Origin of the sequence: Enterococcus sp. FDAARGOS_553, from assembly GCF_003812305.1 — a bacterium.
Taxonomy (GTDB): Bacteria; Bacillota; Bacilli; order Lactobacillales; family Enterococcaceae; genus Enterococcus_D; species Enterococcus_D gallinarum.
The window spans coordinates 3,111,598-3,125,483 of the sequence record NZ_CP033740.1 but is presented as its reverse complement, the minus strand read 5'-3'; the positions used below and the strand labels follow the sequence as shown (position 1 = coordinate 3,125,483).

The 13,886-nt window shown below is 41.3% G+C and carries 11 protein-coding genes and 1 pseudogene; 10 read left to right on the top strand and 2 right to left on the bottom strand.

The features are described from left to right. Window positions 1-178 precede the first annotated feature (178 nt). From EGX73_RS15435 to EGX73_RS15420, 4 genes are all read left to right on the top strand, one after another. Window positions 179-2,833 carry an HAD-IC family P-type ATPase gene (locus EGX73_RS15435; RefSeq protein ID WP_123867068.1) on the top strand — a complete coding sequence of 885 codons (2,655 nt, stop codon included), beginning with the start codon at window positions 179-181 and terminating at the stop codon, window positions 2,831-2,833. A gap of 144 nt (window positions 2,834-2,977) precedes the next feature. Beyond that, complete coding sequence (locus EGX73_RS15430; protein ID WP_005470921.1) at window positions 2,978-3,379, top strand: MarR family winged helix-turn-helix transcriptional regulator; 402 nt, start codon at window positions 2,978-2,980, stop codon at window positions 3,377-3,379. A gap of 14 nt (window positions 3,380-3,393) precedes the next feature. Further along, complete coding sequence (locus EGX73_RS15425) at window positions 3,394-4,032, top strand: nitroreductase family protein (protein WP_021150054.1); 639 nt, start codon at window positions 3,394-3,396, stop codon at window positions 4,030-4,032. Between the two features lie 124 nt (window positions 4,033-4,156). After that, complete coding sequence (locus EGX73_RS15420; RefSeq protein ID WP_003126026.1) at window positions 4,157-4,516, top strand: DUF1304 domain-containing protein; 360 nt, start codon at window positions 4,157-4,159, stop codon at window positions 4,514-4,516. 181 nt (window positions 4,517-4,697) lie between these two features. Here EGX73_RS15420 and EGX73_RS15415 read toward each other — a convergent pair whose 3' ends face one another. Next, window positions 4,698-5,300, bottom strand: a complete 603-nt coding sequence (locus EGX73_RS15415) for an ECF transporter S component (protein ID WP_003126027.1) — start codon at window positions 5,298-5,300, stop codon at window positions 4,698-4,700. A gap of 103 nt (window positions 5,301-5,403) precedes the next feature. Here EGX73_RS15415 and EGX73_RS15410 point away from each other — a divergent pair, with 103 nt between their 5' ends. The 3 genes and pseudogenes from EGX73_RS15410 (at window position 5,404) to EGX73_RS15395 (ending at window position 9,713) form a co-directional block, all read left to right on the top strand. Then, window positions 5,404-6,000 carry a TetR/AcrR family transcriptional regulator gene (locus tag EGX73_RS15410; protein WP_003126028.1) on the top strand — a complete coding sequence of 199 codons (597 nt, stop codon included), beginning with the start codon at window positions 5,404-5,406 and terminating at the stop codon, window positions 5,998-6,000. Window positions 6,001-6,415: 415 nt separating this feature from the next. Next, window positions 6,416-7,779, top strand: a pseudogene (locus EGX73_RS16035) (NlpC/P60 family protein). Between the two features lie 92 nt (window positions 7,780-7,871). After that, entirely contained in the window at window positions 7,872-9,713 is a 1,842-nt protein-coding gene (locus EGX73_RS15395) for a glucosaminidase domain-containing protein (RefSeq protein ID WP_123867065.1), read from the top strand. A 218-nt stretch (window positions 9,714-9,931) separates the two neighbouring features. Here the strand turns inward: EGX73_RS15395 and EGX73_RS15390 are convergent, their stop codons facing one another. Then, window positions 9,932-10,555, bottom strand: coding sequence for a hypothetical protein (locus tag EGX73_RS15390; RefSeq protein WP_096710668.1), 624 nt, complete (start codon window positions 10,553-10,555; stop codon window positions 9,932-9,934). A 609-nt stretch (window positions 10,556-11,164) separates the two neighbouring features. Here EGX73_RS15390 and EGX73_RS15385 point away from each other — a divergent pair. The 3 genes from EGX73_RS15385 to EGX73_RS15375 all read left to right on the top strand — a co-directional run bounded on the left by EGX73_RS15385 (window position 11,165) and on the right by EGX73_RS15375 (window position 13,839). Then, window positions 11,165-11,527 carry a hypothetical protein gene (locus EGX73_RS15385; RefSeq protein WP_005470943.1) on the top strand — a complete coding sequence of 121 codons (363 nt, stop codon included), beginning with the start codon at window positions 11,165-11,167 and terminating at the stop codon, window positions 11,525-11,527. A gap of 144 nt (window positions 11,528-11,671) precedes the next feature. Further along, window positions 11,672-12,442, top strand: a complete 771-nt coding sequence (locus EGX73_RS15380; RefSeq protein ID WP_005470945.1) for a membrane protein — start codon at window positions 11,672-11,674, stop codon at window positions 12,440-12,442. A 203-nt stretch (window positions 12,443-12,645) separates the two neighbouring features. Next, window positions 12,646-13,839 (top strand): 3D domain-containing protein, encoded by a 1,194-nt coding sequence (locus EGX73_RS15375; RefSeq protein WP_029486609.1) that lies wholly within the window; start codon window positions 12,646-12,648, stop codon window positions 13,837-13,839. The last annotated feature ends 47 nt before the right edge of the window (window positions 13,840-13,886 follow it).

The following is a 13,886-nucleotide window of genomic DNA, read 5'->3' as shown; positions in this document are numbered from 1 at the left end:
CCTCACAACATACGAAAGAAGCAATCCTTGCTTGATTTTTCCGTTTTGTCAATCATACGCCCTGACTCCAAGCACAAGTGACACAACTTTACTTGAAGCCATAATTTGTCATGGACAAAATCTCACTATAAAAACAGAGCTATAGACATAGAAGATACTTATACAAGGAGGAGAATAGATGGAAAATTTTTATCAGCGAACACCGACAGAAACACTTGAATACTTTCATTCAGATCAGACGAAAGGGCTTAGTAAGCAAGGCGCAAAAGAGGCGCTAGATACCTATGGTGAAAATACGATTCAGCAACAAGAATCGACCTCCCCTTGGAAATTGTTATGGCACAATTTAAATAATCTGATCGTTTATTTATTACTAGCCGCCGCATTGCTCTCTTTTGCGATGGGAGAAACGATAGAAGGAATTGCTGTGTTGATTGCGGTGGTAATTGCCGTGATGACTGGTTTTGTGACAGAGTTGCGTGCACAGAAGTCAATTGATTCCCTTCAGGAAATGATTTACACTACCGCAAAAGTGATTCGTGATGGGCAAGTGATGGAAGTCGAATCTGCTGCGATCGTTCCAGGGGATATTCTCGTTTTGGCAGAAGGTGATGCGATCGCTGCCGATGCACGTTTGCTGGAAAGCCGCAATTTAGCCTGTATTGAGTCCGCATTGACGGGCGAGTCCGAAGCTGTCGAAAAAAATGCGGCAGAACAATATGATGAAGACGTCCCTTTAGGTGATCGCCGCAATGTTGTTTTTGCAGGAACAGCAGTGACAAGAGGAAATGGCTATGCCGTCGTTACAGCCACCGGGATGAAAACGGAAGTCGGAAAAATCAGCGATATGCTGACTGGAAACAAAAGCGCGAAAACGCCTTTGGATATCGAGCTGGATAAATTAGGGAAAGCTATCATTATTGCGGCACTCTTTGCCGCCGTGACGGTCCTAATTGCAGGTCTTCTAACGGATCAGCCTTTGGTAGAAATGCTGCATATCTCGATTATCCTTGCAGTAGCAGCCATTCCAGAAGCGATGCCCGCTGTCTCAACCATTACTCTTTCTCGCGGCATGCGGATCATGGCTGAACACAAAGCATTAGTCAAAAACCTCTCAGCGGTTGAGACTTTGGGCGCTACGAGTATCATTGCCAGTGATAAAACCGGGACATTGACAGAAAATCAGATGACGATCGCTGAGATCATTCTAAGTAATGGAGAGCAATACACTGTGACCGGTAATGGGTACGAACCGACGGGGAGCTTCCATAAAGAAGGACAAGAAATCTCAGTTAATGAAGAGCCAGCACTTCAAGCGATGATTGAAAACGGTGCACTATGTACGTCCGCTTCTTTGAAAGAAACGGATGGCCAGTTTGAGGTCCTAGGAGATCCAACCGATGGAGCGTTTGTTGTATTAGGAAAAAAAGAAGGCATCGATCGTCAAACACTGATGGATCAAGGCATTGAAAAAATCGCTGAGCTTCCTTTTGACTCAGAAAACAAATTTATGATCACCGTCTATGAAAAAGAACAGCGAACGTTGATCATGAAAGGTGCACCGGATGTTTTGATCGAGAAAGCTGCCGTCGATCCGTCTGTGAAAGAGCAGTTGAAAGACATCAATCATACACTAGCTTCCAATGGGCAACGAGTGATTGCGGTGGCACAAATCAGTAACTATCAGGGTGGTTTGTCGGAGTCTGAGCTGACAGAATCATTGGATAATTTAGAGATCCAAGGTTTTGTTGGCATCATTGATCCCCCACGAACAGATGTTAAAGAAGCTGTCAAAGTCGCTCAAGAAGCGGGGATTCGTGTCAAAATGATCACAGGTGATCACCCGCAAACTGCCTCCATGATCGCACAAGAAATTGGTTTGATCGATTTTGATAAGACGATGACGGGAAAAGAGATCGACGCCTTGGCAGGTAAAGAAGCGTTTAATGAACGGATCGAAGAAGTGGCTGTATTTGCTCGGGTTTCGCCGGAAAATAAACTTCAACTAGTCAAAGCACTGCGGGAAGAAGGAGAGATCGTGTCGATGACCGGTGATGGCGTGAATGACGCTCCTGCTCTTAATGGTGCCGATATTGGGATCGCGATGGGCATTCGCGGCACGGAAGTAGCTAAGGAATCTTCTGATATGATCTTGACTGATGATCGCTTTGGGACGATCGTCGACGCAATCAAAGAAGGAAGAATCATCTTTGACAATATCAAAAAATACGTTTCTTTCCTTTTTTCTTGTAATATGGTCGAAATCGTGACAATCTTTCTAAGTGTCATTTTTCTTCTTCCCATGCCGATTCAACCGCTGCATATTTTGTTCTTGAATCTAGTGATCGATATCGCTCCTGCGATGGCGTTGGCCTTTGAACCTGCAGAAGAGGACCTGATGAAACGTCAGCCTCGTTCCAAAGAAGACAGTTTGGTCAATAAACGATTCTTAGGTCGAATTATTTTAAGCGGGATAGTGATCGGATTGACGGCATTTGGTTTTTTTAGTTTTTTGATACAAACAAATCATGAATTAGCTTATGCCCAGACCGCTACGTTTACCTTTATGGCGATCGCACAACTGATGCATATTTTTAATGTTCGCAAGCAAGGCGGATTTGGATTAGACAAGTCTTTCTTCAAGAATAAACCGTTGATCGGCGCACTGATCCTTTCGATGGGATTGCAGTTGTCAGCTGTTTATCTCCCTTTCATGAATGAATTATTAGGGACTTCACCATTGCAAGTTGGCACATGGGGAATCATTTTCTTAGCGGCTAGTCTTTCCACACTGGTTGTAATGGGATTAAAAAAAGCCTTTCAGTTGAAGTGAAAAAAACAGCAAGAAAACCAACGATGATGTTGGTTTTTTTGTTTGCTTTTTGTCTATCGCAGGAAATTATTTACAAAAGCAAGAAAAAAAGTTATTATTGACGAGTCAACGATTGATGAGTCAATTATTAGAGAGGAGTATTCCATGCAGCTAAGAGAAATCAGCCGCCTGCTTTATCAGTTGAAAATTGCCAATCAAGAATTGACGACAACTTTTGAAAAAAGCACCGGGTTCAGTCTGACCCGATATGAATTGCTGATGTTCATTAATGAAAATGGCCGTTGTTCGCAATCTGAGTTACAGACTGAATTGAAGATTGATAGTGCAGCAGTTACAAGACATCTAAAAATTTTAGAACAAAAGAATTATGTAGTGCGGGAAAGGAACAAAGACAACAATCGTGAAGTCTTTGTGGAAATAACACCTAAAGCCAAACAAGAGCTGTCTGCTTGCGAGAAACACCAAGAGAAGGAAGCATTCGCCCTATCGCTGACCGAAGAAGAAGCAGCTGCGTTTTTGCAGTTGTTGAATAAATTAATGAAATGAAAGAGGCTACTAATATGTCAACCAATAGAGTAAACAACGATTTTTCAGCTATCACTTTTGGAAGAAAATCCGTCCGTGTCTATGATGAGACGGTCAAAATCTCTCATGAGGAAATGTTAACGATGATTCAAGAAGCAACGACTGCCCCCTCATCTGTTAACATGCAACCATGGCGTTTCGTTGTTGTTGAAAGTGCTGAGCAAAAAGCAAAACTAAAACCACTGATCCGCTTCAACACACGCCAAAACGACACATCGGCAGCCATGATCTTGATTTTTGGTGATTTAGCTTGTTATGAATACGGGGAAGAAATTTACAATCAAGCAGTTGAAGCAGGAAAAATGCCGGCAGAAGTCAGAGACCAACAATTGGCTACGATCATTCCTTACTACAAGAGCTTCACGAAAGATCAAATGACCTCCATCGTAAAAGTTGACGCCAGCTTAGCGGCAATGCAGCTGATGTTAGTCGCGCGTGCCCATGGCTACGAAACGAATCCAATTGGTGGCTTTGAAGCAGACCAATTAGCAGAGGCTTTTGATGTCGATCCAGAACGCTACGTTCCAGTTATGATTCTATCAATTGGTAAAGCTGAAGAATTAGGCTATGAATCCATTCGTTTGGATGCAGAAAAAATCACGACATTTAAATAAATCTACTCTTACTTTCTATGTGGTCTTCCGTTTGTCTTTGTGTTCGCTAGAAGCATGAAGGACGGAAGATTGCTTGGTTTACTTTATAATAAAGAAAACCAGATTTAAAAAAGGAGGAAGCAAAATGTCCACTATTACTATAGGTTTAATCATGTTCGTTGCACTTGAATTTCTATTTATCATGTATTTGGAAACTTTTGCGACTACTTCAAAGAGAACACAACGGGTTTTCAATTTATCAAAAGAAGAATTAGAACGCCCTTCACTGAATACATTGTTCAAAAATCAAGGAATCTATAATGGGTTAATCGGCATCGGCTTGCTCTATAGCGTGTTTCTTTCCGCTTCTCCTGTCGAATTGAGTCGCCTGATTTTGATTTATATCATTTTAGTTGCTCTGTATGGCAGCATCACTAGTGACAAAAAAATTATATTGACACAAGGCGGTTTAGCAATCCTTGCATTGATAGCAACTTTTTTCTGATTTTTGAAAGATAATCAAAATGACCTCTCACAGTTATGTGTTCCATTAAATGATGGAACCGTTGCTAGTGAGAGGTTTTTTTGTTGATTTCATTTGTTAAATGAGAGGACAAGTTTGCACTTGTCGTAAAAAATGATAGGATAAAGCTAACGATACAAACCTAAAAGAATCGGACTTTTACTCAGCGGTTTTCTGGACGTAAACTGGTGGCTGCGAAAAGCGCTTTGACTAATATTGGTGTCAGGATCACTGCTGTGATCACTTCAGAAACGCCGTTAGTCACTGCAATAGCTCCTAATGTGACAAACAAAGCGGAAGCATCAACACCATAGGTAGTGGCCACCAAACTAGTGTACAGGGTTCCCATCAACGTTAACACGAGAACCGTGTTGGTAAGGGTACCAAAGATGGCTGCAACAATAGAAGCAAGGACGACTTTCTTTGTTTTACGATAGAGCCAAGTAAACAATATACCAGCGACGAGACCTACTAAGACCCTTGGCAGGACTGAGATGATCGGATTAGTGAATACTGTGATATCCAAAGGGGTCGTAGGGGAAGTGAATGCCCGAATAATCGTGAAAATCCCCCAAACCAAGCCGATAAACATCCCATCTTTCGTTCCTAAAACAATGGCAGCAACAATGACCGTGATATGAATGATCGTCAGACTAGTGATGCCGATAGGAATAAAGCCAAGGAAAGGCACCATCGTTTGTAAAATAATGATTGCGGTTAGAATTGCACGGATCACTAAACGATACGTTTTGTTTTTTGTGTTCATGAGAAAACACCCTTTCTTATAGAATGACACTCGTGTCATTTTTATGTTAGGATGATTATACAATAAAATGACACAGGTGTCATTAATAAAGTGAGGTGGAAGCATGAAAAAGCCGATCGAAGAAAAAAAACGGCAAAAACGAGAAGCGATTTTGGAAAGTGCCAAAGTAGTATTCAGCAAGAAAGGATTGATCGATGCGACGATGCAAGACATCATCGAAGAATGCGGCATCAGTCGCGGCGGGATCTATCTGTACTTTCAATCGGTGGATGCGATTTTCTTAGAAGTGCTGCAACAACGTTCGCAACGACGGTTTAATGAAGTTCGAGCAATGATCAAAGCAAATGCTTCTTTCGAGACTATCTTGACGAAATATTTTGAAGATCATAAATACCGATTGCTTCATAGCATATCCGACAGCATGCTGCGAGCGACGTATGAGTATTATTATACGCATAAGTCAGTTGAGACGAGTTCGTTGCAGCAAACGCAGTTGACTGAGACGAAACGCACGATCCAAGAGATTTTTCAAGTTGGGGTCGCGCAAGGTGTGATTGCCGATCGGAATCTGGAAGCAATCGCGGAAAACTATATGTTTGTTATAGAAGGTCTGGGTATTTTAGCTTTGACGGGTCATATTCAAGAAGAACAAATCGATCATCAAATTCAAGTGATGCGAACACTGTTGCCGTACCAATAAAAGATTTTAGAAGCTGTGATAGAAGATAATACAAAAAATGGAGAAATAGCCTTTCTCAAGTTCGATTGAGATCGAACGATCTCTGGACTTTTTTGTAGTGAATTCTTTTGTTACGGCTTTTTTCTACGGCTTTTTTTCTACGGCTTTGTAATCTTTTTGAAATCAAGAACGGTTTGTATCTTACAGATACTGCTTGATTTCATAAACTCACCAACTTAGATGTCTTTTCGAAAAGTGATCATAATGGAAGGTTGAGTGTTTTTTAAGAAACTATCGAGAATTAAAAAACAAGTGATTTCACTTGTAATGAAAATGTAAACGGGAAATCAATTGGGTTGTGAATAGGAGTATGTTAAAATGATAAATGTCAAATAAATGTAATTTGATGATCAAAATTGACGAATTGGAGGAGAAAATGAAAAAGAAACTTGCATCATCTTTGTGCATTTGTGCAATAGCGCTGACAAGTCCTGTCATCCCAACCGCCGTGTTCGCCGATGATTACGATCAATTAATTCAGCAAAAAAATAACGAAGTAGCTGAATTGAAACAACAGCATCAATCGGTGCAGACACAAATAGATCAGTTAACAAATGAAGTGTCTGACATCAATGAACAAGCAGCTGAATTAATCGCTCAGCAGAAAAAACTAGGGAATGAAATCAATGATTTAGAAAAAGAAGTGACTGATTTGGAAGCACGGATCGAGAAACGACAAGTAGCGATCCAGAATCAAGCACGAGACACTCAAGTCAATGGGAAAAGTGATCGCTTTATTTCCGTGCTTTTGGATTCCGAATCTTTCGGTGACTTTGTTCAGCGGTTCCACGGAATGACGACGATCGTCAATGCCAATAATCAGATGATCCAACAGCAACAAGCGGACCAAGCAGCTGTTAAGACAAAGAAAAATGAAGCAGAAACCAAAATGGCGGAAATGCAGCAAATGCAAGGCCAGCTGGAAGCCCAAAAAGGAAGCTGGCGTCCAAGCAAGCAGATCTGAATGTCTTGCAGACAAACCTTTCTTTACGGCAAGCAAATAAAGAAAGTGAAAAGGAAGCATTGCTCGCTCAAAAAGAAGCCTATGAGGCAGAACAAACTCGAATAAGAGAAGAATCAGAGCGGGTCGCAGCAAGACAGCAGGCAGCAGCTGAAGATCAGCTCATACCAACGACTACCAAGTCTTCTGAAAATTCTTCGATTTCTGAAGCTGATTCTTCTGAAACCGAACGTTCTGCTCAAGGAGAATCCACTGATGTTCAAGGGGATATCCAAGAAACACCAACAAATAATGAAACAAGCCCCGTAACTACTCCAGATTCTTCTTCGACGGCAGCAAGTACGGAAAGCAGCAGAAATCCTGCTCCTCAGCCTGCTCCTAGCTCTGAGCCTGCACCTCCGACACCATCTGCGCCAATTGGGAACGTTGGAGCTGCGATCGTAGCAGAAGCTTACCATCATCTCAATAAGCCGTATGTCTGGGGAGCAAAAGGACCAGATAGTTTTGACTGTTCAGGATTTACCCGTTATGTCTATTTACAAGTAACCGGAAAAGATATCGGTGGCTGGACAGTACCGCAAGAAACTGCTGGTACAATGATTTCTGTTAGTCAAGCGCAAGCTGGTGACTTACTGTTCTGGGGTGCTGCCGGCAGTACCCACCATGTAGCCATCTCTTTAGGAGGCAACCAGTACATTCATGCCCCTCGTCCAGGACAGACAGTTTCTGTGGGGAATACAGCATACTACACTCCGAGCTTTGCAGTTAGAGTCAATTAATTATTTTATCTTTATAAACACTTGATCCAGTGGACTGATTCTCATTGGACCCAATGGGCAGAATGAATCAGCGCTAGTAGAAGGAGAGAAAAATGAAAAGCAGAAAACAAATCCACAAAGAGTTGCAACGGCAAAAACGCAGTCAATTGTACCGAAAAGGAGCAGCTACCACTACCGCTCTCGTTAGTTCGCTGAATTTAGTACCGGTTAGTGTGCTCGCAACTTCTGTTGAAGAATCGAATGACACGGGTGTACAAGTGGTTGAACAGCCTACGGTAGCTTCGTCGGATGATACAGCCGATTTACACGATTTAGTAAATGAATCACAAGCGAGTCAAGCAACAACCACCGAGGATACTGGAACCGAAACATCGTTGACTGAGGACACAGATTCCACAGTATCATCAAGTGAGTCAGCAACCAGCGAGTCTTCAGAAGAACCTCTAGGAACGGAGCCTGCCAGTGACGCTGATTCTGCAGAATCGTCAAGTGAGATCCCAATGTTGTCAGAGGCAGAGCGAATTGCATTAGAAACAAAGATTATGCCTAATATCGATCGTGTGATGGCAAGATCTAATACACAACAAGCCTTCATCCAGCAAGTAGGACCAATGGCGCAACAAGTAGCAAGTGTCAACGATCTTTATGCCTCCGTCATGATGGCACAAGCGATCCTTGAATCAGGATGGGGACAATCCACACTTACGACGCAAGCAAACAATATGTTTGGGATCAAAGGTTCATACAATGGTCAATATGTTGAGATGCGAACAATGGAAGATGATGGCAACGGCAATCTTTATGAGATCGTTGCAAAATTCCGCAAATATCCGTCTTTAAAGGAATCATTTGAAGATAATGCCCATGTCTTAAAAACGACTTCTTTTTCACCAGGCGTTTATTTTTACAGTGGGGCTTGGAAATCCAATACCTCTTCCTATCGTGATGCCACACAATGGCTTCAAGGAAGGTATGCGACAGATACGACTTATGCCGGCAAGCTGAATAATTTGATCGAAACCTACAATTTGACACAATTTGATTCCGCGACCGGTGGCGGCAGCGGGAATGGCAACAACACCAATAATTCAGAACAAACGATCAATAAGCAATTCAAGACCATGGCAGCGCTGAATATTCGTTCAGATGCTTCAACCAGTGCCAGTGTAGTGGGGTCATTAGCCAATAATACGACCTTCAAAGCAGTAGACCAAAAACAAGGAACCAGTGTTAATGGCAACAGTACTTGGTATCGGGTGGAAGGCAAAGGCTGGGTCAGCGCTGCGTATGTGACGGAAGTAGGATCCAACAATAACAGCAATAATTCAGAGCAAACGATCAACAAGCAATTCAAAACCACGGCAGCGCTGAATATTCGTTCAGATGCTTCAACCAGTGCCAGTGTCGTAGGGTCATTAGCCAATAATACGACCTTCAAGGCAGTGGCCCAAAAACAAGGAACCAGTGTTAATGGCAACAGTACTTGGTATCGGGTGGAAGGCAAAGGCTGGGTCAGCGCCGCGTATGTTACTGAGGCAGGGTCCAACAATAACAGTAATAATTCAGAGCAAACCATCAACAAGCAATTCAAAACCACCGCAGTTTTGAATATCCGTTCCAATCCATCAACCAGTGCCAGTGTCGTAGGGTCATTAGCCAACAATGCGACTTTTAAGGCAGTGGCCCAAAAACAAGGAACCAGTGTTAATGGCAATAGTACCTGGTATCGGGTGGAAGGCAAAGGCTGGGTCAGTGGTGCCTATGTGAAAGAAGTCAGCAGTACCTCTAGTTCTAAGACATATACCGTAAAATCAGGAGATACCTTATGGGGAATTGCACAGAGCTATGGGGTCTCAATCAATCAGCTGATGCAATGGAACAATATCAGCGGCTCATTGATTTTTGTGGGACAACGATTGATCGTCAGCAAATGACCCTAATAATAGGCACTAGATAGAAACATTAAGATGAAAGTACAATGATGAAAGCACAAGAGGGCAATATTCGAATAGCTGCCAGATAAAAGAAATATGAGAAAAAAATCAGATGTAAATAATTTCCAAACGAAGGAAGGAGACCGCACAATTTTTGTGTTGGTCTCCTTCTTTTGTTCGTTTGAGTTTAAAGCAACGGCTGTTCTGCAATCATGCCTTTATTGAGGGCTCTCTTGGAAACTATCCATGATCTTTGTTAGTTCATCTTTTGAGGAATCAAAAAGACTTGCTAAGGTCCAACCATATAATTGAACATAATTATTGTCGGTTTCTGTTACATAATATAAGTAATGTATGTTCAACCCTTCTACAGTTGCAGCAAAATCAACCATTTGGGTTTGAGTACCAGGAACCGGTAAAAATGTCGCGTTGGTACCAAAATTCGATGCTAAACTGTCTTGAACCAATGCAAGATAACTGTCGAAATCTGCAAAGTCTTGTTTAGACTCCACAACAGCCGCCAGAAATTTTGTTTGTAACGAATCAGAAAGCATAAAATCATTATCTGGATTTAGTGACTCAAAATCGGCTACAGTTTGCCAATTTGTCGGCAGTTCCAGCGAATAGGAATAACCGCTTACACCAGTGATCGTCTGCTTCTCAACAGGAATCACATTTTCTGAAGTGCCAGTGCTGGCTGTTTCAGAAGATCCTACAGTGGAAGAAAATTGTGTACGCTCTTTTTCTTTTGTGGAAGAATCAACCGATCCCGATGGTTTTTCTGTACATCCTGCTAAAAATAACCCAAACCCAACTAAACCTAAAACCATGTGCTTTTTCATTTTTTTACTCCTTCTAGTTTTTTTAAAAAACTTATTTTATTTATCCTATAATAAGCTCGTAAATAAGGCAATAGAAGAATCTTTCTAAATGAGCACTATTGAAAGTAGTTTATCGAATTTTAAAAATTCAAGTTTCGTTTATCTGCTGGCTAAGTCTGGATAGTATAGGAGATTGTACACATTTTTCCTTACATGATGCAAAAATTGATTATAAAACCCACAAATCATTTGCTATGCTATATAAAAAGTGAATGCATCCCTCGCTGCTCAGGATGATTATTGTCGGAATAGAAGAATCTTTCTAAATGAGCACTATTGAAAGTAGTTTATCGAATTTTAAAAATTCAAGTTTCGTTTATCTGCTGGCTAAGTCTGGATAGTATAGGAGATTGTACACATTTTTCCTTACATGATGCAAAAATTGATTATAAAACCCACAAATCATTTGCTATGCTATATAAAAAGTGAATGCATCCCTCGCTGCTCAGGATGATTATTGTCGGAAAGGTACACTTGTGCTGTCATTGGCAATCAGAACTTTTTGTTAGCTGTCGATTATCCATTGATAGTCTCCTAAGCAGGGAAATGCTAGAAAACAGAGGTGAGTGGATGTTTTATCCAGATGTCAAAGAGTATTTGCGAAAGATGCGTGGGAATATTGATTTTGCAGTGATGAAGGAACGTCTGCCATTGGTCCATAGATACTGGCAAGTGACGGAAGCAGAAGTAGAAAGAATTGTTCGCGAAGAATCTGAGGAAGATTTCTGGACAAGTGTACAACAAATCATCTTACTCGATGCCAAATTGGTCCTTTTGCGAAGCTATATCAGCGAATTTGATTTCCAAGGTTTTTCAGAGGAAGAAATCATCGAGAATATCGAACTAGATCATAGCACCTATACAAAAGAATTGTGCGGTTACAATTTAACAGATACAGGACATCCCTCGATCCTTTTTGGAAAGGGCAGATGACTCGATCAGATTAACGCAAATCTTTTCTTTACCGACAAACGAAGCGTATACTGGAATAAGAAAGAAAAGTTTTCTACTATTATAATGCTCTTTTATAATGCTTTTCCAAAAATAGTTATTTACCATTCGTTAGGAGAGATTTCCATGACTGAATTTACTCAGATCGTTTTGCTGTTTTTCTTGTATTCTTTTGTGGGGTGGCTGTGGGAAACGGTTTACTGCTCGATAAAAGCCAGACATTTTGTTTATCGAGGATTTTTGGTAGGACCGATCACTCCTATTTATGGCTTTGGAATTTTAGGTGTCTTGTATTTACTGCGACCGTTACATAACCAATTGCTGCTGCTCTTTTTTGCAGCAGCTGTTTTAGTGACCTTATTAGAGTACGTGACGAGCTTTTTATTAGAAAAACTGTTTCATGCTTCATGGTGGGATTACCACAATGTTTTTTTGAATATCAATGGTCGCGTGGCTGTCCCAATTTCAATCTTTTGGGGCATTTGCTGTGTCTTGATCGTCCGCATTGTTCATCCGCAAATGTTGATCATTGTCCAAATGTTGGCTGAAAGATTCAGTTTTTATCTACCTGTTGGATTGTTGATGGCGATGTCGTTGGATATGGGCTATACATTGGCTAATCTTGCTGCTTTTCAACGAACGGTTCAACGACTGGACCGTGCTATTGAACAGCAGAAAGCCACTTTATCAGAAAGTTTGGAACAAAAGAAAAACAATTGGCAGGAACGTATTTCTGAACTGCCAATCGATTGGCAGCAATTGCGTGAAACGTTACCGAAGCTGAATTTTCATCAGCGAAGACTTTTAAAAAACTTTCAAAAACTGCAAATCAATGAGATTACCAATGTTCAAGACTTAAGGCGGTTTGTGGAAGAATTACGTAAGAAGAGAGAGTAATATTACAAAAGTATTACAATAAAAAAAGCCTTTTCAAGGCTCTGATTTCCCACTTTCACGTGAATTATTTTTTAATAGACTCTTATTTCTCCCACTTTGGCTAAAAATTGTAATAAATTGTAAAAGAGTTGCAATATATCTTGCCCCCAGAATTTGTATAATAATAAGCGTTGGAAACCTTAGTGAGAAGTGAGGGAATTTTTTTGAAGGCAAAGAAATTACGTACCATGGTCGTCGCAGTCTTTGCGGCAGGTATCGTTTCGCCGATCTTTGCGCAGGCTGAATCTCTGGAATCATTGAAGGAGAAAGAAAGTGCCGTTATGCAGCAAAGTCAGCAAATCAGTACAGAAGTACAAATCGCTTTGACCGATGTCAATAATAAATACAGCGAGGTTGAAGCATTAAAAGCACAAATCGCTAACAATGAAGAAACGTTGGCACAAACCAAAGAAGAAATAAAGGCAACTCAAGAAACGATTGAAAAACGTGAAGCTGTAGTTGCAGAACGAATGAAAGACATTCAGGTCAACGGTGGAGTAACTAGAGATTGGACAGTCTTGTTGGAATCTTCCAATATCCAAGATTTCATCAACCGGGCTTACGCCATGACAATGCTCCAAAATCTAGAAAAAGAAAAAATCGACTCGTTGACATCTGAAAAAGAAAAATTAGAGTCTCTGCAAGAAAAAGCCGAGTCTACCAAAGAATCCTTACAGCAGGATCAATCCTCTTTGGAAGCACAGGCGCAAGAGTTGGATAGTAAGATCGCCAACTTGCAGACACAGTTGAAAGAAAACGAATCGACCTTAGCAAAGATTGCTTCCAGCAAAGAAGCAGAAGAAGCTCGGATAGCTGCTGAAAAAGCAGCCAAAGAAAGAGCAGCCAAAGAAGCGGCCGAACAAGAAGCTAAAGAAAAAGAAGCGAAGGCAGCGGCAAAAGCAGCGAGTGAAAGCTCAAGTCAAGAGTCGTCATCTTCAAGTGAGAGCGCGCAATCAAACAGCAGTTCAAGCAGCAATTCAGCTTCAAGCAATACGAGCAGCAGTTCGACGAATAATAGTTCAAACAACTCGAATAACAGCTCCAACAATTCGGGTAGCAGCACACCTTCCAGCGGCAAGACAATGATCATGGAATCAACCGCATATTCTTATGCAGAGAAAGGTGCTAGCCACCTGACTGCCAGCGGAACAGATCTTCGCAGCAATCCAATGGCGGTCGCAGTCGATCCAAGTGTGATCCCATTAGGTACCTTGGTGAATGTTGAAGGATATGGCGTGGCGCTAGCGCTAGATACAGGAGGCGCGATCAAAGGAAATATCATTGATGTCCACTTTGATAATGTAGCCAAATGTCTGCAATGGGGCCGACGTCAAGTAAAAGTAACGATTCTAGACTAATAAACGAAAAAGCGTATCTTGTAATCCTACCATCATTCATGATTGAT